This is a genomic window from Janthinobacterium sp. HH102, assembly GCF_001758625.2.
Classification (GTDB): domain Bacteria; phylum Pseudomonadota; class Gammaproteobacteria; order Burkholderiales; family Burkholderiaceae_D; genus Janthinobacterium.
Genome location: NZ_CP062063.1, coordinates 124,254 through 145,597, shown reverse-complemented (window position 1 = coordinate 145,597; position 21,344 = coordinate 124,254). Strand labels below are relative to the sequence as shown.

Annotated in this window: 15 protein-coding genes; 3 read left to right on the top strand and 12 right to left on the bottom strand. The window is 52.5% G+C overall.

Annotated elements, in window-relative coordinates; translation table 11 throughout:
* Nucleotides 1-103 precede the first annotated feature (103 nt).
* On the bottom strand, nucleotides 104-2,551 hold the full coding sequence (locus JAB4_RS29420) for a DUF4238 domain-containing protein (RefSeq protein WP_070225050.1): 2,448 nt from the start codon (nucleotides 2,549-2,551) through the stop codon (nucleotides 104-106).
* 996 nt (nucleotides 2,552-3,547) lie between these two features.
* On the opposite strand from JAB4_RS29420, the gene JAB4_RS29415 reads away from it, so the two are divergent.
* The gene (locus tag JAB4_RS29415) at nucleotides 3,548-4,264 is read left to right on the top strand and encodes a hypothetical protein (RefSeq protein ID WP_139143944.1); all 717 of its coding nucleotides are present in this window, start codon (nucleotides 3,548-3,550) and stop codon (nucleotides 4,262-4,264) included.
* A gap of 108 nt (nucleotides 4,265-4,372) precedes the next feature.
* Here the strand turns inward: JAB4_RS29415 and JAB4_RS29410 are convergent, their stop codons facing one another.
* The 8 genes from JAB4_RS29410 to JAB4_RS29375 all read right to left on the bottom strand — a co-directional run bounded on the left by JAB4_RS29410 (nucleotide 4,373) and on the right by JAB4_RS29375 (nucleotide 13,735).
* Nucleotides 4,373-4,633, bottom strand: a complete 261-nt coding sequence (locus JAB4_RS29410; RefSeq protein ID WP_070225053.1) for a hypothetical protein — start codon at nucleotides 4,631-4,633, stop codon at nucleotides 4,373-4,375.
* Nucleotides 4,634-4,854: 221 nt separating this feature from the next.
* Nucleotides 4,855-5,349: a DUF2726 domain-containing protein gene (locus JAB4_RS29405; protein ID WP_071650307.1), complete on the bottom strand. Its 495-nt coding sequence runs from the start codon at nucleotides 5,347-5,349 to the stop codon at nucleotides 4,855-4,857.
* Between the two features lie 77 nt (nucleotides 5,350-5,426).
* Nucleotides 5,427-7,865, bottom strand: coding sequence for a DNA topoisomerase (locus tag JAB4_RS29400; protein ID WP_070225056.1), 2,439 nt, complete (start codon nucleotides 7,863-7,865; stop codon nucleotides 5,427-5,429).
* Between the two features lie 141 nt (nucleotides 7,866-8,006).
* The gene (locus JAB4_RS29395) at nucleotides 8,007-8,828 is read right to left on the bottom strand and encodes a hypothetical protein (protein WP_070225058.1); all 822 of its coding nucleotides are present in this window, start codon (nucleotides 8,826-8,828) and stop codon (nucleotides 8,007-8,009) included.
* 66 nt (nucleotides 8,829-8,894) lie between these two features.
* Nucleotides 8,895-9,761: a hypothetical protein gene (locus JAB4_RS29390; protein ID WP_139143943.1), complete on the bottom strand. Its 867-nt coding sequence runs from the start codon at nucleotides 9,759-9,761 to the stop codon at nucleotides 8,895-8,897.
* Between the two features lie 224 nt (nucleotides 9,762-9,985).
* Nucleotides 9,986-11,560 (bottom strand): UvrD-helicase domain-containing protein, encoded by a 1,575-nt coding sequence (locus JAB4_RS29385; protein ID WP_175444850.1) that lies wholly within the window; start codon nucleotides 11,558-11,560, stop codon nucleotides 9,986-9,988.
* Between the two features lie 67 nt (nucleotides 11,561-11,627).
* On the bottom strand, nucleotides 11,628-12,293 hold the full coding sequence (locus JAB4_RS29380; RefSeq protein ID WP_139143942.1) for a hypothetical protein: 666 nt from the start codon (nucleotides 12,291-12,293) through the stop codon (nucleotides 11,628-11,630).
* A 182-nt stretch (nucleotides 12,294-12,475) separates the two neighbouring features.
* Nucleotides 12,476-13,735: a hypothetical protein gene (locus JAB4_RS29375; RefSeq protein ID WP_139143941.1), complete on the bottom strand. Its 1,260-nt coding sequence runs from the start codon at nucleotides 13,733-13,735 to the stop codon at nucleotides 12,476-12,478.
* A 1,171-nt stretch (nucleotides 13,736-14,906) separates the two neighbouring features.
* Between JAB4_RS29375 and JAB4_RS29370 the strand changes: the two genes are divergently transcribed.
* On the top strand, nucleotides 14,907-16,025 hold the full coding sequence (locus JAB4_RS29370; RefSeq protein ID WP_070225064.1) for a ParM/StbA family protein: 1,119 nt from the start codon (nucleotides 14,907-14,909) through the stop codon (nucleotides 16,023-16,025).
* Between the two features lie 13 nt (nucleotides 16,026-16,038).
* Nucleotides 16,039-16,509: a hypothetical protein gene (locus JAB4_RS29365; RefSeq protein ID WP_139143890.1), complete on the top strand. Its 471-nt coding sequence runs from the start codon at nucleotides 16,039-16,041 to the stop codon at nucleotides 16,507-16,509.
* A gap of 142 nt (nucleotides 16,510-16,651) precedes the next feature.
* On the opposite strand, the gene JAB4_RS29360 is transcribed toward JAB4_RS29365, so the two are convergent.
* The 3 genes from JAB4_RS29360 to JAB4_RS29350 all read right to left on the bottom strand — a co-directional run bounded on the left by JAB4_RS29360 (nucleotide 16,652) and on the right by JAB4_RS29350 (nucleotide 20,399).
* The gene (locus JAB4_RS29360; protein ID WP_083287446.1) at nucleotides 16,652-17,662 is read right to left on the bottom strand and encodes a ParB N-terminal domain-containing protein; all 1,011 of its coding nucleotides are present in this window, start codon (nucleotides 17,660-17,662) and stop codon (nucleotides 16,652-16,654) included.
* Between the two features lie 12 nt (nucleotides 17,663-17,674).
* Nucleotides 17,675-18,874, bottom strand: a complete 1,200-nt coding sequence (locus JAB4_RS29355) for an AAA family ATPase (RefSeq protein WP_070225067.1) — start codon at nucleotides 18,872-18,874, stop codon at nucleotides 17,675-17,677.
* Between the two features lie 124 nt (nucleotides 18,875-18,998).
* Nucleotides 18,999-20,399 (bottom strand): replication initiation protein, encoded by a 1,401-nt coding sequence (locus JAB4_RS29350; RefSeq protein WP_175444832.1) that lies wholly within the window; start codon nucleotides 20,397-20,399, stop codon nucleotides 18,999-19,001.
* Nucleotides 20,400-21,344 lie beyond the last annotated feature (945 nt).

Below are 21,344 nucleotides of genomic sequence, written 5' to 3'. Positions count from 1 at the left end.
CTACCTTAAGAGCGCGCCTGCCCGACGGCTTCAGGGCCACCGTCTCAGCGCTCTCGAAGGTCTCCGGGCAGTCGCTCTCCTCGATTTACTGATTGGATTCTCGTCATGTCGTCCTTTGTCCGCTGTCATCCTCTGGCTCGTCGAACACCAAGCGCAGCGCGTATGGAATGGGCCGAGGTTGGGTCACGCCGGCAAACATCACTAGCAACCGCTGCACCTCGTGACGGGCAAATCCCGCCGGTGGTACGTGCAGCTCCAAGCGTGCGTGGAGCAGGGCACTGTCGCAAGCGCGTTTCCCCGTGCGCTCGGCCTTACCGCGCACCTGACGCATCTGCTTGGAAAGCACACTGGGATCGGACCCATCTTCCGGTGAAGAGATCGATTTGGCCAGCCGTCGCAGGAGCGTCCTGATAGGTGGGCGGTCGTCCCTATCGATGCGTTCTTTCACCCGCTGCGAGTTGAGTTCCAACGGAAACGATATCTCGCGCAAGGCCCGTCGCACGGGTTCCCATGTGGATTGCGACTGTGTACCGCCAGGTTGAGCATGCATCAGGAGCTGCGACCAGTTCGCCTCTGTGTCGACATGGATGATCGAGCCAGTAAGTGCCGCCAGATACAACGCCGCTTCCAAGCTCAACTCCTTGCGGATCTGGAACTGCGCACCGGCCCTTCCCACAGGGAGTGGCTGAAGCAGCGTGAATGGATCGGCCTCAGCTTGGCGCTTGAAGTCCGCGATGATCTGATCCGTCATCTTGGAGTCAGCCTTTGGTCTGTGGTTGGCAATCAAGCGCCGCTGGTATGCCTCTGGCAGCATCCAGATGAGGCGTTGCGCGTCTTCTTCCGGGAGTTTCAGGAAGCGGTACAGGCCGCCAATCTTAGGGGGCTTCTGTCCGTCGGTGCGCCGCGTGAGCACATCCTGAACATGCTGGCCGAGTGGGGCACTGACCTCGCCGGGATCAGGCACCAGATGCACGAGGCCGTCGCGAATAAATGGCTCGAGCACCAAGAGCAGCATGACGTTCTTGAGCGTCTGCATCTTGTGCCCGGCGGGCGACTCGATGGGGCTGAGCTCGGGCTTCATGCGCGTGCCCAGGAAGAATGGGTTGACCAATACAATTTCATCGACAAACGGCAGCCATCCCAGCACCGTCGCCTCGATGGTGCGCGGATCGCTGACGCCGATGTAGACAGAGCGCAGGACTTTCGGATTGGGTCGCGGTAGCAGGGAGGCCAGATCGGTGTCTTCGGGCCACAGACCCGCAAATGCGCGATGGATACGCTTAACCTGCTCGTCACTCAGGTTGCGGCGGACGTCTTCCCAAGACGCCCCGTCAAATAGCCCCAGGATGCCCTTGACCGCGTTACAGAACTTCAGGTTGCGCTCGCGCAGGCCGTAGACCTCCCACGACGGGCGCTCCCCAGATGGCAACTGCTGGCAGCAGTCCTTGAACGCGTAGGCGCTGCCGCAGCCGCAGAAGTCGTTGGCCCCGATGTTCTTGCGGGGGGATTCGCGCGTCAGGAATTCATGAACCTTGGACGTACGGCCATGTTCGTCCCAATAGCCAGACGTTCCGTCCTTGTAGCCGATGTAGATTTCTCCGCCAAAGTGCCACAGGTTGTCCTTAGGCAGCAGCACATTAGCAATCTGCGCCCATGCCCCCTTGAACTCCAGTTCCGGGTAGAGCCAGGTCTTGTCGGCGGCCGCGATGTAGCGCTTCGCCCGCGACTTGAGCAGGTGGTTGATCGCGATCACCTCTTCCCGATTCAATCGTCGGTCTCGGATGAAGGCGTCGGTGCGCGCCATGCCCACGCCCAAGTGTCGGGCGTTCGTGCGTAGCCGTATCAGGTCTGGTTGATCCGGCTCCTTAGCATATTCCAGGTGCGTGAGAATCAGGCAGGTGTTGGCATCCAGCGCGAAAACTGTCTGAGATCCAACGGCCGCAACCATCGGATCATGCGGGTAGGCGCACTGCTCAGACGTAGCATCCACCGCCGCGTTGTAGACCGTCACTGGGTGGTCTGTCAGGATAAACTTCACATCCGAGTCATGTGCCGAGACGATCTCCCGCACGCCCTCGACCCACATAGTGCAATGCATCCAGCGCAAAGCCTGCATCTCGACCATCAGATCGACTTGGCCCAGAGCGCCGTAGCACGAGCGAATCCAGTCCAAACCCTTGGGCGTGCGCAGCTTCTGCGCTGCCATGTGCTCAAAGAAATCCTGGAACGATTCGTGGACGTCGGCGTGATTCCCGAGCGCGAAGGCCCGGAGTGCTATCGCCCCCTGGTCGTCGATGGCACCAAACAAGTACTTCTCGACGTCGTCGTTGACGATCGGACCGAAATGCGTAGTGTATAGATCGAATTCGACGAAACATTTCTTGGTGACCGATTCACGGAGCGCATGATGCGGCACTTGTCGGCCGTCAGGCAGCGTATTGCAATCAGGGGCCAGATTGAGATGAAAGAGGCGTGATTGACCGGGAGCGAGGAAACCGCGCTGGTACCACTGTGGGACGTAATGGTTGTTCCTGGTCTGCTGATCGGTCATCGGCTCACTCGGTTCGTTTTATGCGTGGATTATCACACAACCTCTCCGGACCTGATGAGGAGTAAACCAGCATGCAACGGCGCTCCTGAACCGGCATCTGATCACCAGCCCGGGTCCGAGCTGGTACCTCCGGAGCGCAGCGAGCGAGCTCCGCGGTGGCCAGCACCACGTCGACGGCGTGCACCGGCTGCCGCCCAGCGCCTGGCCGGCGCCACCCCTGTTCCTGCAGCTGATCATCGGCCGGGCCCGAGCCAGCGCCGCCGGCGCGCCGCGCGCGGTCGCCGCGGTGGCCAGCACCACGTCGACCGCGCGCACCAGCTGCTGCACGGCGCCTGGCCGGCGCCACCCTGTTCCTGCAGCGGCTCACCGGCCGGATTCTCGCCGGCGCCGCCGGCGCGCTGCGCGCGGCCGCTGCTGTGGCCAACACCACGTCGACGGCGCGCACCAGTTGCTGCATGGCGCCTGGCCGGCTCCACCCTGTTCCTGCAGCGGCTCACCGGCCGGATTCTCGCCGGCGCCGCCGGCGCGCTGCGCGCGGCCGCTGCTGTGGCCAACACCACGTCGACGGCGCGCACCAGCTGCTGCATGGCGCCTGACTGGCGCCACCTTGTTCCTGCAGCGGATCATCGGCCGGGACCACGCAAGTATCAGGATCACCTTCCTAAACTACCCACCTGCAAACCCACCCGATTACCCCCCCTATTTCGGCGTGGTTGCACCTACCTAACACGGAATTTTCGACTAATCTGAACAGGTTCTCATAGGAGATAGACTGCATTTAAATGACGATCCCAATCTCATCTTCTGTGACAATAATCTCATCTTTGGTGACAGTTTACGGAGAAAAACAATTACAAAAAAGCAATACCAACAATTCCACCCAGCTCAGCGGCTTAAAATACATCGTAACTATGTAAAATTAGCCGGTATATAGCATTATTTGGCTATATTTACATCATACTAATGTACTTAAACGAACGCTTCCTCCTGATAATCATGGCGCAGCCCTCTCCTATGCAAAGCAAGACTCAAATCCTTAAATCGCGGGAAATTTTAAATGCAGAAAATGTCGCCAGAATGCTTGGGATCACTGTGCGTTCAGCCTCGAACCTTCTTCAACGCTGGTCAAATGAGGGAACCGTCTTCAGAATGGCACCCGGAGCGTATATGAGCGTCTTCGCCGAGATTGACAAAGATCGGCTAACTATCCAGAGCTTGGTCAAATGCATCGGCAAGAACTTCCTTTTAGTTGGCCCCTCTTCGCTTAAACGCGTAGGGTGGTGCGAAAGCGATACTCTCCACGTCGCGGTCCCACTCCGCCCATCCCGCATGACACCTCGTGTTCGTGACACCGTTATCTATCCAGTCGGTGCGAAGACCTGGCTACAATTGGCCAAGAAGGCGCTTCAGATGGATCTCGACAAACCTCCACTGCTTCACCCCTTAAGCCAGATGCTGTGGTGGATGGACAAGGACTGTCCAATCGAGATGCCCTCTCCTGACCGCATTAATTGGAAAGCCATCGAAGCCGAACCGCAAGTCACTGAAGCTATGCGCCAACATTGGCTTGACGAGCTTGACGATTCCTTTGATTTAGAGTTGTTTTATCGAATGTTACACAAGGACAGGCTGACGGGGAAAATAGAGGGTCGCGCGGAACCTTTTGCGAATGACTGGGTGGAGACAGCAGAATCAATGTCATACTCGACTTGATGGCTACTGAGTTCATCGCCGGCGCAAATTGCTGACCTACATTTGAATCCGCCCGCGGCCCCACATGCTTTCATGACACAGCTGTTTTCAAGCCTCAGATGGACGGAATCACACTGGGCAACCAAATCGCACGAGCTTCTCCTGCTGAGCCGGACTGATTGCGGATTTCAATGCAATATCAACGACCCGGCAAGTGCTAGCCTCCAGGTCCCGGGTCGCCAAGTCACATGCCATTACCGTCGATGCTTCGTGTTCTAAAAAAATACGCAATTGGTGCCCATCCTCAAGCAGGGTGGCCTCGCCCAGTCCGTAGGCATCGAGTATTTGACGCACGGCCTTCGAATTAATACTCTGTATCTCGTTCATCATTACTCCTTAATCTGCCTTCAATCGGCCGTTTACTTCATCTTGCCCCTTAGCCTCAAGATTGATCGAATCAACGATTGAGTCCAGGTTGTTAGCGTTGGCGTAACCCTATGCCGTCAAATAAAATGGCTATCACGGGGCCCGCCAGAACCATCTGTCGTCGTCACTGTCATCGTAATAAAAAGTAAGTATATTTAGTGCAATCTACGTCTGTCAAACACCCATCACCCGACCAGGATTCTCTCGGCTTGTGCGGTGGCCATCTGCACACAGAAAACATCCGCGGCGATCTTTGCTTCACTAGGTTTAGATCGCGACTGATACCTCAATGTCTGAATGCCCGCAGCGCTCATAAAACCATCACGAATAGTATCGCGCAGGCCATCATGCGTCCTATCGTCGAGTTCAATTACAAGCACTGTCGCCCATAGTGAATCAAACACCGCATAGTCGACAATTTTTTGCGAAACCCGTCGGAAATCATGGAGCCGAGTGGTGATATCAACAGCCGTGGGTTCTATCAATGCATGCATTGCAACCTGCGGGCATACGTGCAAGCCCGGTAGAGCCCTCTTCAATCTCCCATAAAATTCCAGCTCATTTGGCGTCAGAATTGCGCGCTTTCGATACGGAGCTGGAGAACAGCTGGGCGACTTCAATACATACGCAATAATTGACGAAGCTCCAAGAACTATAAGGAGGCAGAGAAAAATCTTCATGTTCAACCAAGGAGGAAATGCACTGAGGGCCCGCCCATGCACTTTTAAGGCTGAACGGGAATTCAAGGTGAACGTTGTCAATCAAAGAACAGCTCTACCTTATGTTCTTTCGACAGCTTGTAGCCAGCGGTGAATCCGTTTCCAGTCCGGGCACTGACAAACCCACTGCAAACAGGAGTCTTCCGTTTTTCGAGCAGGTAGTCTGCCTCGATGTCGATCATTCGACGGCCGGAGATCGTGCGATAAAAGAAGAAGTCTCCTTTTTCGCAATTGAAGGATGCCTCAAGAGCTCGCATTGTCCCTTTGCACTTCGGGCAATGATGCATAAGTGCCGGCGCAGCAGCGAGGGTTGCTGGGTCAGCTTGCTCACGGGGGGCAAATGCAAAATCAACCTTCCAATCTGCATTAAGTGTCAACATCGCTGAAAATGGCTTTTGAGTTTTCGGACTAATAAAGCCATTTAGGGTTTCCGTTGTGCGTAACCTAAGTAGATCTGTCACCTCCTCCGGAGACATCTTCCTGGACAACAGGTTTCGCTTCACCTCAAGGCCACATTGCCGATCACAACCATATGAGGAGAGACCGCCCTTAATGACGCCACCACATTTTGGGCACGGCACTTTCAACGTCACAGCATCAACAACCGGCGCCTTACTCCGGATCGCATCAAGCATGTCTCGCGTGGCCTGCTCAATCTCCTGCATGAATACCTGCCGCTGGTACTTCCCTTCACTCATCATCACGAGCTTGTGTTCCCATTCGCCGGTCATGGCTGGCGAGGTTAGTGCACCCACCCCGATTTGTCGAAGAAACGCAATCAAGCCCATTCCCTTCTCGGTAGGAACAAGCTCATTCTTGTCACGCATTAAATATGGTTCTTTAGGCTTTCCAGCTGGACCTACCGTGCTGAGCAAACCCTCGATCGTCGCTGCACGCGTAGCTGGAGTTCCCAGTCCCTTCCCTGCCATGGCCTCACTCAATTCCTCATCGTCGACCAGTCGTCCGGCATGCTCCATCGCGGACAGAAGGGTAGCATCAGTCAAACGCTTAGGCGCTTTGGTCTTCAAGGCTTTCAAAAGTACTTCCCTCGTACTCACACGCTCGCCGGGGGTAACCGGAACTAGAGCCGGCGTTTTATCGTCGTTGTCGATCAGGGCGCCATACACTGCTTTCCAACCTTCAAGTTTCATCACCCGCCCGGAAGAACGAAAATTTTCGCCCGCGACAACAGTAATTCGTTCCGTTTGTTGATACTCAGCTGCGGGGTAGAACGCTGCTATAAAGCGCCGCACGACCATGTCGTAGATCGCCTCTTCGGCCTTGGAAAGGCCACTTGGCTTTACACCCGTCGGAATAATTGCAAAGTGATCGGAAATTTTGCTGTTATCGAAAATGCGCTTGTTTGCACGAACCCAACCACTTTTGAGTGCAAGTTGCGCGTGGGTCTCGTATTGTGTACCACTCATCTCGGCGAGCACCTGCTTTGCTGGCTCAACATAGTCTTCAGGCAAAGCTGTCGCGTCCGTACGAGGATAGGTCGTCACTTTATGCAGGTCATAGAGTGATTGGGCAATCTTGAGAGTATCGGCTGCAGAGAGCTTATACTTTTTGTTTGCCTCTCGTTGAAGTGTAGTGAGATCGAATAGGCGTGGTGCATTCTCCGATGTTGGTCTCGTTTCGTCCCGAACTGAAGACGGCGCCGTACCACGACACTTCGCGATGATAGCTTCCGCGTCCTCCTTCTTTAATATCCGATATTTTGCGGCGTCACCATCTGCGCCAGGTGTAGTGGCCGCTGCGTTATACCAACGCCCGATGTAGTCCCCCGCGCCTGCGCCAAACGTACCGTGAATCTCAAAGTAGTCCACAGGTTTAAAGGTCCGGATCGTGTTTTCCAAATCGACCAATATGGCCAGTGTTGGCGTCTGCACTCGGCCAGCATTCATCGCCTGATAGATGCCGCGAACGACTATATGCAACATCGAGATACCGCGCGATCCATTGATGCCTACGAGCCAATCAGCCTCGGATCGGCAGCGTGCAGCATCGCCAAGCCGATCATATTCAGCCGATGGAACCATATTTGAATAGGCTTCCCTGATCGACTCTGGCGTCATCGATTTCAACCACATGCGTTTACATGCCTTACGGCACCCTGCAGCTTCATAGATAAGACGAAAAATCAACTCCCCTTCGCGACCAGCATCGCAGGCGTTCACAACTTCACTGACATCCGGACGGCTCATCAGCCGCTTAAGCATCTTGAACCGGGTCATTTTTTGCGGATCGGCGATAGGATGAACTTCAAACTGACTGGGAATCACTGGCAGCGTCTCCAGTGATTTTCCTTTTTGGTCTGCGCCTGGCGCTACAACTGTCGCCAAATGTCCGGCCGCGGCTGAAATGACTACACCGGAGTTCTCAAAGCCGTCAGCTGTTTTTGTGCAATTGCCGATCGCCTTGGCGATATCAGCGGCGACCGAAGGCTTTTCGGCGATGATAAGGATTTTGTTCATTTCTGAACCTTTTAAATGGAAGCTGCGGAGAACACACGCGTTTAGTAATTCAGTACTGGAGGAATTTTCGTTCCCTGATGCCAGAGAAGAAGTCGTATTAAGCAGATAGCGAAAAGGCGCGCGCGCGCGCCCTTTCGCTAATCAACGGTTAACCGGGCCATCGCCATCGCTTTCTTCGTCGTCCTGACCAAAGTCGGTGCCCAGGCCAACGTCATCTGCCGACAGCGTACCGCCCAGGCCAAGAAGATTCATCAGGTTCGTTGAGGCTGTCGGCTGCACAAGTGTCGGCTCACCTGGTTGCGCATTCACCTCACGCATTGGCTGTACCGACAACAGCAGCTCCCGCGTCCGCGAGGCATCGAAAACGTCAAAGGTTTCGTTAGTCGAATCCTTCGTCGGTGAAGTAAACTTCATCGCGTCGAGAGCCGGCCGGCCATCGCGGACAGCTTGCGGATCCGTCGTCAAAAAGACAGTACTTGTCTCGTAGGTGCGGGTGATTTTTTGTTCGACCACTTGCACGCCAGCAACAGAGAGTTCGTCGACGATCTTGCGCAGATCCGAGTTTGCCGCTTCGCCCAGAAGCGCCTGCAATACACCGCGATTGACGGTGCCATCAGGGCCAGCAGCGCGCTGACGGGCAATATCAGCAATCTGGCGCAAATACTGGAGGCCCATAATTGCTTTCTCATGCTCCTGGTCGACCGAGATGCGTTCCATCGTCACGGATTCCGACAGAGTCATCGGGCCGATTTCGCGAATGAGCGCTGGGACTCGCTCATCTGGCACCAGCACTACAGCACCACCCTGGCGATCAATCTTGCCGAAAATACCTGCTGCAATCATCACGACTGCAGGCCCTAAACCAACCTGGGGATAGCTCGCGCCATGTGGATTGATGATACGAACGAAATCGCCGGGCATCGCGGCGGCTGCGGAGGTTGGCTGAGAACGGTGAATGGTCATGGGATTCCTTATCGAGTTAATGGCGTTGTGCCCGTACGCTACGATAGGATTTTTATGCGGACGTGGTTACAAAATCGACGTCCGGCCGGCTACATCGTATCGCTCAATGTCTTCGATCAATTTCAATCTTCGATCACGATCACGGGTATTTCGGAGGGATATACGGGAAACATAACCAGAAAGTGCCTGCCGGTCCATCACTTGGCCATGCATGCTCTCAAAGCGGCCGCTCTTCCAGCTGAGTCCAATCTTGCTAGCCATCGCATTTTTTACATGGGCGCTATCTCCTGGCGATTTTGCATACACCTGTTTTTCTGATAAACGCGAAACACGCAGCCCGCACCTGGGGCACGTCGCTATTGCGTAGGTCGGTACCCACAAATCAACTCCCCCAAGCGCGCCACAACTTTGAATGCAAAATTTGATACGCGGGCCTTCGACCCCAGCGGGAATATCCACTATGCGCGCTTCGATCGATAGAGATCGACAGGTCACCATTTTGAACGAAGGAGGATCTGGCAGATCGAACACTCCCAGCGCTCTTGCAATCAGTTCCGGAACGTTTCGATACTCGAAGAGCTCAGGCCGCCCCCTCACGGCGTTTAGCAGATCTTCAACCGGCACCCGTGCTATACGCCCAGCCTTCGGACGTCTAAGCCAGCCCGCTCCAATATAATCCCTCCAATACACGCGATCGATTCCGGTAAGTATCGCGAGCTGCTGTAACGTGAACCCAGCTGCCTTAATGGAATCAATCAACTCACGCAGCCGAAGCTGCACTTCGGCCGTGTTCGTTCCCGATATCGCGGCTACCTCCCCGATGCTGACTCGACTGATGGTAGCGGCTAGCATTCTGTCGTAGCGCTCTGAACGCCAGCCGTCGTATTTTGGAAGAACACCGTGACGCCGCAGAAAATTTCCAATCGTACTCAACGACACCCCATAGGTTACCGAGAGTGCTGACAGCGACTGGCTCGTAAGCGCCATCTTAAGGTGAGGTAAGTGTGCTTCAGTGAGTAAAGGGTAACGGGGCATTACACGTTTGATGTCTATAAAACATAACAGAATTAGGCCGAATTATGACCGATTTCGAGTTCATGTGTCCATTCCCGTAACCAGTAATCGATCATCTCCCCCAGAAGTCAGCGAATATGTATTCAAGCTGCATGTGATAAGGAGCTAGGCTCAGGCTCGACCGGCGCAGTAGCTGGTGTCGGCGCTGGTTTATCTCCTGCTTTAGGGAAAAGATGCTGTGTCGCCGCTTGGCTACTGAACCATTCAGCCATCTCTGGAGTCGGAGCGACAGCTTTCATTGCTCTGGTCAATGTTACGTACGCGAGATTCGCTTCCTGCGGATCAATACGTGCGGGAGGAAGCCATTTCGTCCCGTCAGACTGGTCTTTAAAGGAGAAAAAATCGTTAACGAGACGAACCACTGGCCACTCAAGACCCTTTGCCTTATGCGCAGTAGTCAACGCAAATGGAGCCTGGTCACTAGACCGAACCTGTTCTCGTTTAAGCGTCTCCACTATATTCGGGATTTCATCCTTGTACTGCTCGATCAAACGAAAAACAGACCCTGCTTCTGCATCCTTTGTCACCTCCACGTAGTCGGCAAGTTCCGACCAACTTTTCATCAATTTGAGCACGGGGTCCTGAAATTTAGCTGCGCTCTCACCTTTATAGAGTCGGTAAGCTTCCATAATCGGGGCGATTCGATAGTCTTCAAACCCTTTTACCCAATGCAATTTGTGGCCCTTCATATGCAGCTCAAAACCTTTACCAATCAAGCCTGAGACCGTACGAGCTAAATAGGCTTGTTGATCACCCGGAAGTATGCGGCCGCCAGCCCCGAGGCCGCGAATTGGCAAAGGTTCACTCTTCCAATGTCCCAGGAAGGTTGACGCCAACAGACCGATGTTTTGCGCGAAGCGAAAAGACGCGGTGAGGTTATGTGTCTCGTCCACGTCCATGGTCGACATCGCATCGACGGCGCCGCGGAATCCGTAGATGGCCTGGTGCGGATCGCCGATGTAAAGCCTGGAGCAGTGTTTCTGCTGTTCTACCAGGTGAGACAACAATGGATTGGCGTCCTGGCATTCATCGAACAGGATGAAGTCGTAATCAAGCTTCGGCTCGGAATTTACCCAAAGTTTGATATATACATCTGGAACTATCATCGCATCGTGGTCATTCAAGTCGATGAGGCGACTCCAAAAGTTTCGCGCATTCTCCAATACGGTTCCTGCCGCGGCACGGACGATTGGATAGTCTTGCTCGTCTGGCAGGTGCACATCCGAAATTTGCTGGTCGGCGCTGCACATGTATTTCTTGACTGTCTCGTTGACAGCCTTGGCGATCGGCCAGTTAACACCCAACAACTGGGCGGTCGTGCCTGGACGCAAAGAACCGTTTGATAAGAGCTTTCCCGCAGCGTCAAACTTGGACCCAAAACCTCCCCATGCCAGGCTATGTGAGGTACGCGCTTCCGTATTAACGCCAAGTGTCCGCAGGCGACTACTTGCTTCCATTTGCGTGGGCTTGCCAAATGCTAGGTAAAGGCCGCGAGCCCCAGGGCGAGCTGCAGCGTAACCCATCGCCACCTTGGTTTTGCCAGAACCAGCACGCGCCACGACCTTAATGGACTTGGATGGGGATAGAATGACACCGCCCTGTTCACGGGTGAGACTTGCAAATTGGGCGATTCGGCTGATTGAATGGGTTTGTTTCATTAATAGCTTTCCAAGGGGGGCATCAAGCACCATTCTGGAAGGCTTTTACATGCGTGGTTGCAACTACTTATTCACTACGACCATCCGCGATATCAATCTCGTGTGGCGCGTGCGAGGTGAGGCGATCACGTTCAAGAGAGTCTGAAAGTTGACGAACGACTTCACTGCGCGCCTCAGCCGTGGGAGGCTGCTTGTTGACCTGGTATTCGGATAGTGGGCCTTCTAACTCGCGATACTTGCGCAGCTGACGTTCGGTGTCGATAGTTGACTTTAGCCACCGCACATCTTCACTTAGAATTTCAACCGCCTTCAAGGTCCTCTCATTTGCTGTTTCGCCTTCGATAGCGCTGGACATTAAGGCCAACGCCGCCTTGACTGTCGATTGAATAATGCCACGCACCGTGGCTTCATCCACAACAAGGTTCTCTGTCGGGTTGCTCCGTTGATTACATGGTGCCTGATGCGCCGCTTTCTTCGCCCCCTCATATCGAGCGCGGCCAGCCGCTCGTGCAACCGAAACGGCAGTTGCTTTCGAACCCCGGCCGGCCAAGGCGAGCAAAAGAGTAGATGTTGGGGGGAGCCCAGCTTGATCGAGCGCAATGGCGATTGCCTGCATTTGCATTGATGCAGTCTTGCCCGCATCAGCGCAAGGTAAGTACTGAGACACTAACGCGGCCTCTGTTGGTGTCAACCAAGGGAACGATGTCAGCAATGACGATACGTGTGAAGTCATATTAATACCTTATGGTGCAGAAATTGTACCATAAAGTACACCGACAAATTTAAATGTATCAAAGTCGTCACAAAGTCGTGAAACAATCAATTTTGAAGTGCAGTATTCCATTAAATATCGCGCTAACCCATTGTTCTTTATCGATCTTTTTTTTCTATACAAGAGAATTAATGTTTCACGAATCAGTATCGTGCACTTTCGCGGTCATCCTCTACGTTTCCAAGCGCGCTAAGCAACGCAGGGTTCATCTCGAACTTTGCAGCCATCTGTAAGACGTCCTCACCTGGCACAGGAACAGGGATGCCACCATGCCTTACCTTGCGTGGCCCCGCGAAAGAGTTCGCGCGGTGTTTCCCTGTGTACCAGTTATTTCCTACATACGGTGAGTGCCCCATCATTGCCGCCGCGACGAAACCGCCATATGCGGCCGCGACGTTTGCTCGTGCCTGGTGCCGTAGAGAGTACAACGTGATTCGAATTGGATTCTTGCCGCGAGTAGACACTGGCCACAGTTCCTTACAGGCCCGACCCATTGCCGACGAACACCTGCGTGAGTAGTTCTTAGCAGCGTCGTGTGGATCCTGGCGGGACAGCAATGCTGATTGCAGCTCCTCGTAATGCTGCCGGACGTGGATTTGATATACGCCAGGCTCCACGATAATAGTGCGCTCCCAATCTGGTTCGCCCGATTTTCGCTTGGCGGTGTCGACAACGACTGCGATCCAGCCGGCCTCGGGTTCTCCGCGAGGTACCTCGGCAGGAAGTGCAGGTCGAACTTTGGCGTTGACCCATTCTGTGGGCCTCATACCTGTAGCAATCGTCGCCATTGCAAACGATTGAGCTCGGCGAGCCCAGTGGTTCCGCTCTGAGTATGCAGTTGCGAGGTGGGTAATAACTTTGTCAAAATCTTTTGCTGGAATCGATTTATCACGGGAAACCCGGGCGACAGGCGGGCGACCTGCCCCATATGGCTTGGCCGACACGACGATCAGCGCGCCAAGCGCTCGCATGAGAGTGGGCTGCGGCAATCCCTGGAGTGCACACGACAGCGCACGCTCATTCATTGTAAAGATGAATCCCGATCTGTATAGCCGCCAGGTTGCTGCGCTAATGTTTGCCGAATGCAGGAAAAGGCGCTTGATAATATCGACAGGGCTGAGTATCCCCTCCTCTGCATGCACCTCGTTGGAATACTTAATCTCGAGCATGCGTGAGTTCGCGACGTAAGTTGCGATTGAACGAGCATTGGGATCTCCCATGCCAGCGAGTACTCGAGCTTGGCGCCATTCGAAGACGATCTGCTCGGCCGCGTCCTGGGGAATGTTTTCCAACAGCGTTTCGGCATCCAGTGTTTTTAGCGCGAGAGCTGTTGGCGAAGTCCCTGGAGCCATCGATATTGGTTTCGGAGGAACGAAGGATTGCAGCGTGGTTTCTTGATGCATTGGCGAGATTTCGTGATTTATCGGGCACGCAGCTTATGGCGCAAAATCGCGTCTGTCCTGCCCGGTGCTTTGTGGAATTTCCATGTGGCAATAGTATAGTTGTTTTTTGCGCCGCTCGGTCCCTGCCCTGCCATTAGGTGATGGGTCGAGACTCCCCTATGAGCCGTAGCCTAACCACTGTCAGATAGACGCAAAGCGACATCTCCACTGCGGCTATAGACCAGTGGAGTTGCGGTTCTTCCTAGTGAGCTCGTGTTGCAGCTATCTCAGCATAGGCGCTAGCGAATAATGGATGAATTTATGTTCGCGCCTTCACCAACGTGTCTCATTTTGATTACAGATTTCCCATTGATGCCTGTCTGCCTTTCAAGGCCGGCTCACTCTCCCTTTGCGAAGTTTGCCACGAAACATTTTCAACGTGTTTGCAACCACGCCTAGCTAACTGAATTTTGTTGAAGTTCATATCTGCAACAACATCGAATTTTTGACGGCGTAACTTGTTGATTACTAATGTTAGGTTGTTTTTTTGCATTGCGAATTTTGTTGGGTTAGGTGACATACACAACCTAACCGGTATTTAGCCCCGCTTTGATGCGGCACCAAACCGTTCTTCCAGGTACCCGTCGTGACGCTGAGTACTTTGGGCCTAGGCCTGACCATGCCGGCTCGTGCCACCTCACATCACCATTTCGATTCAACGGAAAGAACGATTGCTCTTCGTTCTTTCCGTTGAAGAATGCGCCCTCGTTACCTTAGCTAATCAACACCCTGAGCTGTATATATCCCTTCAAGAAAGCGCGCCCCCCATCACCCATCCCCCCCCCTGATCGCAACTCCACACCTAGTGCTTTCTCATACTCTATAGGGACTTTCCCAGATAAATACTCTAGTCTCCCGCCTGGAAGTAAAGCCACTGAGTGCATTTATAGTGCATAAACCAGCCGTAAAATGCATCACAAGGCCATATTGGCCCGTTGCTAAGAGGTAAAATGATGAATTTTAGAGCCGCTAAAAGCATCGAAAAGTCATATAAATGCATCCAAATGCAATAAAATGCTGTTCCTTTACTTATCTCCTCTTGACAGTCTCTGCACATCGTTTATAGTGTCGAAACGTAGTCATAAAACGTAACAAACCGGCCCACATCAATTTTTACCTCGACGGAGAAAACATGAAAAAACAACTCATCGGTATCGGCCAGGACGACGGCCACGACACCATCAAAACCTGCTATGGCTTCGATGAAGCTAAGAAGGAATATTTGTACGGTTACCATAAATCCCGTGCAAATGAAGGTCTTCAGCAGGTTATGTCCGTTGGTAACCAGCACAGTTCAGCATATGAAACCGAAGGAAAGCAGTTCACGGTTGCGAACGGCCAGGCCCTGATTCGCACGATGGACACCCGGATGATCGATTACCCAGTTTCCGACCTGAACAGGACGCTCGTGAATCATGCACTGGCCGAGGTGGGCCTGGGCGGTCAGACCATATTTCTCGTAACAGGATTGCCTGTTGACCAGTACTATAAAGATAGCAAACCAAATGTCGCGCTTATCCAACGTAAAATGGACAGCTTGGCTAAGCCGGTGAGGCGCATTGGAGTTGGCGCGCCGATGGCAAAAATTGGCGGCCAGAAAGTCTTGAGCGAAGGCATCGCAGCCTTCTATGATGCGATGATGAGCCACGACGGCACCTATAATGCTTCGATTCAACAGATCATCAGTCGTCGACCAGTCGCCGTGGTAGACATGGGTGGCAAGACGCTTGATATCGCAGTCGTGATAGAAAATGTTCGCGGCGTATATGGTGAACGTAGTGGTACAGCAGACATCGGGGTCCTCTCTCTTATCACGAAGATTGCATCACGCCTCAAATCAAAATTCGAGATCAGCAATGACGTGCCCTCTACTTACGTAGAGGAAGCGTGCCGCACGAAGATGTACGAATTCTTTGGCGAAATGCACGACGTTTCTGAGATCATAGAAACGGCATGCCGCGAATATCTTTCCGAAGTGAAGAACTTTTTCGTGGCCAAGGTAGGCGACGGTTCCGACCTGGGTGCTGCCATCTTTGTTGGTGGTGGTGCAGCTCTGATACGTAGTGCTTTGGGAGACGAAGCGTTTGCTGTCGTATTCCGCGGAAAATGCTTGGTCGCAGACCAAGCAGAGTATGCCAACGCGCGCGGTATGTGGAAGTACGTGAACTTCATCATGCGAGAGGAAGATCGCTCTGTCGATGTACCCGATACAGAAGAGGCTCCAATGAGTCTGTCGAAGGTAGCGGCATAACACCGGGGGCGACATGGCACAGTTCAACTTCCGACTTTTCCTACGGCCCACTGCGATAGGAAAATCTATCATCGATCGACTTAATTCTGAAGGGGCTGATCGTCAAGCCGACTCCAGACGCTGGATAGAGTTGGGCTATGCACTGGAACAGGCAGGGTTCCGCTTAGACGGCACAGTGGTGTACCAGGGTGGCCAAATTTTTTCTTCTGACCATCCAGGCACCTTACCGGCAATTGTTCATACGTTTGCCGGAACCAGTTCAGTGCCCGCCGCTGTGGATCCCTCCTCTACAATCCCACTGGGAACCACAGTCAGACAGGGGCAAGTGCGGCAATCAACAGCAATGCAGGCCGAACATATTCCATTCAAGGAAATGGATAACGCGCCTGGTAGTGAGAAAACCACTGTTGAGCCTGACTCAGGCACCACTTCAACACCAGTTGTTGATGAAATGAGTCTGAATCTGAGAGGCTTATCTCTTTGAGTTACGCGAAACAGAATCAATGACTTTACCTAAGTCATTGATTCTAAAGGTTTCCCAAGTTGGGAAACCTTTAGAACTCCCCCAAACCATCCCAATTCCACTCATTTCCATATAGGCTCATGGTTTATCGGGCGCCCCAGCATCAATCTAGCTCACTCATTTTCACCAACTCGGATTTCATAAACGACTCGAATTTACCAGCCCACTCCCCCGCAGAAGTGGTTGCGTTTGAAAATTTAATAGTCACCTGATCACCGCGCACGACTAATTTTGCGAAGTGACTTTTGCCCTGCTTAACGACCATTGGGGGCAGCGGAGTTGCCTTAGCAGCAGCTGGTTTAACACCATTTGCATGTGCAACCGCATTATCCTCGGTAAAGCGAGGCGTCTTGTTGTTAGCCGTGTTTAAAAGCCTTGCTTCCGCAAGTTTGATAACAGCCTCAATTACCAAGTTCCCCCGGCCGGCTTCCGTCGCCTTGGCTAAATTCTCAGCTGCAGTAGCTCCCAGAATGAAAGGATTCTTTTCCAGAACCTGAATTGCCTCGTGTGGCAATGTCTCAAATTTAAGGAGCCTGGAGATCGAGGAGGTACTCATACCCGATTCCTCCGATAACTGTCCCAGGGTAAATCCAGTTTCGACCTGGCGAGCCTTGAGTCCTTCATACTTCTTGAAATCCGGCAGGGAAGGGGCCAAGAGGTTAGCGTAAAACGCCAATACCTCAACTCGATCGGCAGGAACGTCCCTAACAACGGCCAAGATTGTTGACCTTCCCAATTCTTCGTATAACTCGACACGATTGTAGCCAGAGAACAACTCGTACCCATCTTCAGTCTCTGGAAGCACGACAACCGGATGGATTAGTGGATTGACATCAAGATTAACCTTCAGCTCTGCCCGCTCATCCGCTGTCAGGGGCCGCTGACGACCAGGAACTCGAATGATTCGAGAAAGCGGCAATTCCATCGCGTTGCCGCCCTTCTCTAATCGTTCAATTGCGGCCTGCGCATCGCGATACTTTCCCTGCAGATCCATGAGCTGGCCCGGCGCTGTTCTCGGTGGCCGAGCAGCTGCGGGGGCGCCTGGGCGAAAAGGTTCATCATCATCAAGGTTCACACTGGCGGCTTTATTGGCTTGATCTTTACTGATTGACATAGCAGTCCTCTTTTATACGGTCACAGTTGCTTCGGCTTCCCACAGACGACACACTCTGTCGTCGAGCAGATCGACAAATTTATCGTACGGTTCGCGAATCCTACGGTAAGCCTCGGGGCTACCTTCATAATTTGGCATATCGTATATTGTCTTGAACTCAGTACTAGTAGTACGGACAAGCTCGGTTTCAGGAATCTCTACAGCACTCACGTAGGCACCGTAGGTCTTACGGATCCAGTCATTCACAAGTTGGGCGGATGCCTTATTCGGCATACGCGAAATAAGAACGTCGATCGAATCAAAGGATTTAGTCGGACCATTGCCCGAGTAACTCTTCATACCGTTTACCAAGTCAGAAAATAGGGTCCAAAACTGTACCATCGAGGAATAGGAGAGAATATCGGGCACAACTGGCACGATCATCGAATCCGCTGCAAACAGGGCGTTGATCGTGAGGTAAGACAGCGTGGGTGCCGTGTCAATGATGATGTAATCGTACTCGTCAAGTAACGGCTCGAGGGCGTCACGCAATACTTGCCAGAACTGGAAAGACGCATCGCCTTGGTGAACTTGGGCCGGAAGCAAGAATTCGGCATTAAACAAGTCGGACGAAGCTGGAATCAGATCAAGATTCTCCCAGTAGGTCTTCATCGGAGCGTATAAAAGGTTAACCTCCGTCCGTTCGATTACAGGCAGAACTGTCTGACTGGCATCGATCTCAGCATTCGGATTGATACCATACAGAGTGGTAGTAGAACCCTGAGGATCTATATCAACGTGCAGCACGCGCCGGCAACGACGGAGTGTCAATCCTTGAGCCAAATTCATTCCGGTGGTGGTCTTGGTTACACCACCTTTAAAATTACCAACAGTGATGATCTTACCTTTTTGGCCTTTTCTACGTTTTTGCGGCTTCACAGTAGCATCAACCCATTCAATGGTCTCAGCTAGGGTAAATTTCCTCATCTTGCCCTTTGCCTCCTGTGTTCCCTGGGGCAATTTACCAGCCTTAAGCAGGCTCGACATCTTTGTTTTGTCGATCGCACACAGTGCCTGCACTTTATTACTGGGGAAGACAGGAGGTTCTTTGCGCGGGTGAGGTTGAAGCATTGAATCGCGAATCTTCTTAAGCATCCTTGAGGATCGCTCAGCCAAATTTATCAAATCTTCAGCCGTGACTCGCTGTGGGAGGGGGGGAATGCTAAGTTCCATTTAAGCTCCAGAGAGAAGTGGCAGCACCAGGTCGGCGACCCAGCTGCTCAAAAACACCATCTCCGAAGAATACTACCGAATCGACTTGAACTCAACGATTCGGTAGCATGAAGTGTTCAAGGCATTAAACTCCCTTATCAGGAGTAACTCCCTCTTCGAGATCATTTCTAGAACGAATTTGGAGTCGCAACCAATTCATGAATGGCACACGTTCCGTTGCGTTCTTGAACTCGCCGGTGGAGGGATTAAAACTTTTGGCGAATGCAGCTCCTGGACCAGCTACATAAGTCTTCGCGAACTCCTTTCTCTCATCATCTGAAAGAGCCCTAACCAAGGCACGCACCTTGTCCCCACGAGCAAGACTATCGGACTCGCTCTTCATTTGATCCGCCGCCTTTTTTTCGACCAAGGCACGCTTTTGTGCCGCCTCTTCTTCTATTTGCTTTTCAAATGCGCTTGCTCCTAAATCGATAGTAGTGTCCTCGATCAGTCGCCGAACGTATCCACCGGTATTCGATTTAATTTGTCCGCCTCGAGCGCGTTGCTCGGTTATATCCAAGGCGGCCTTTGCACGCTGGGCATCCGTGAGAACCCAGGCTACAGCTAGCTTTTCGCCAATGCCATGACCACGAAGCCGCTGGAAAGTTTCACTTTGTTTCGCTTGCTCAATCAGGTTCTCGTTCTCGGTGAAAATCGTCTGCTGAGCATTCTCCTCGACCGAAAAGCGAACGTGGGTAACCTTCCGAGCTTTTCGTTCGTAATGAACCTCAATGCTGATATCCGAAACTGCGTTGACCTCCTTCACGGCTGTGTTGATTACAAATTGCGACAGGCGACGGAAATCATCATAGGTAGGCTTAGTGGCCCCCATCAATTTACGAAAAATCTCCAGCGTCATCCATCCAGTAGAGCCAGTCCGGCGAAATCGCATGCAATTTTCGTAAAGGGTGAGTGCATATCCCGAATTGAACTGCCGTTGGATACCTACGTTGATGATCGCATAGACATCTGGATCAGCCAGCTCTTCGGCCAGGCGAGTTGAGTATTCATACTCGCAAAATCCGTTTATCAGGTCGGCCGAAGCGAGGAGAGCGGTGGCAGTCCAGCGAGATTTCTTGCCCGACTCCCCAGCTGTTTCCATCAAATCAAATTCCACAGGCGTAGTCACGATTCGAAGAAGAGCCTTCTTCAAGTGGACCGTGTCATCACCCTCGGACCATCCCAGCATTGCCATTAACATTTTCGTCGGGAGCCGATGCGACCGCGCGGTTGCCAGTTCGTCATATGCATTGAGCAGAAGAATATTCACCAGCTTTCTCTCGACCAAACCCAATTCGCCGGAAGTGTGGATTGCAGCCACATGCTTCTTAACCTCTTGCTTGCCACCGACAAGTTCGCCGTGCCTGGTGGCACCAGGTACTACAGCAGTTCTTCGGGCAGGCCGAATGCCGGCGACAACTTGCTTGGATGCACCTGGAGCACTTAAAACGGCTGATCCATTATCTACTTTATTTTTGCTAGGCATTACCACTCCTGAAAAAGTTCCGCACTGGCGATATCCTAACAGCATAAGCCATAGTCTCACAACTTCAGCTATGGCATTTCAATATGGAAGGCCATTGCATACTGGTGTCCATTGAGAAAGTGAAATATTTTGCAACCACGCCAGACGATTTACGCTATGGGCACCCCGAAAACTATGGCATTACTCAGGGAAAACCGGTCAGGGTCGGGCTCACGCCCCGGAGACTATGGCATTACTCGATCAAAAGTGCCATATACACAATAAGAGTCCAAACATAGGCAACCATGTACCAGAACTGCAATAGCGAAATAATCACGTTTCCACTCTGAGGCAACCGTACCCCAGAACACGTAGAAACCGCGCTGTCAATCCCATGAGACCAAACCTTTGTAAGAAAGAGTTACCATTAATGAATGAATTTAATGAACAATCCAACAATATTGCTTTTTAATCATATTTCTACTTGCTTGGCGGAAATTTATATCAAACATTGTTATGGCTAAGCTGTAAATTTATTGCAAATTAAATAACACATTTTATCCTAGCCCCGAAAAATATGGCATTACGAGTTCCTTCCCACAAAAACGCCCCGTGTTTTATGGCATTACACCCCGAGGACTATGGCAGAGCCCCGAAGACTATGGCGGCCTTCCCCGGAGACTATGGCATTACGCCCCGAACACTATGGCAATATTGCCCGGAGACCCTGATGAATAGAGGCTTTGCGAGACGTAAAGGTTTTTAAAGGTGTTGTTTCTAAAGTAAACAACAACAAGCCGCCTAAAGTCGGCCGGTTGTCGTTGTTGCTTCCTCCTAAAGACAAAAACAACAACACTCTCTCGAATTTTTGATGCCCGCTTTCGCGGGACCTATGCCAACGGCTTCCCAGTTCCTCAGTCAATCCACGTTTTCATACAAAACCAGGCAAGTTACCCAAAAGCAGCG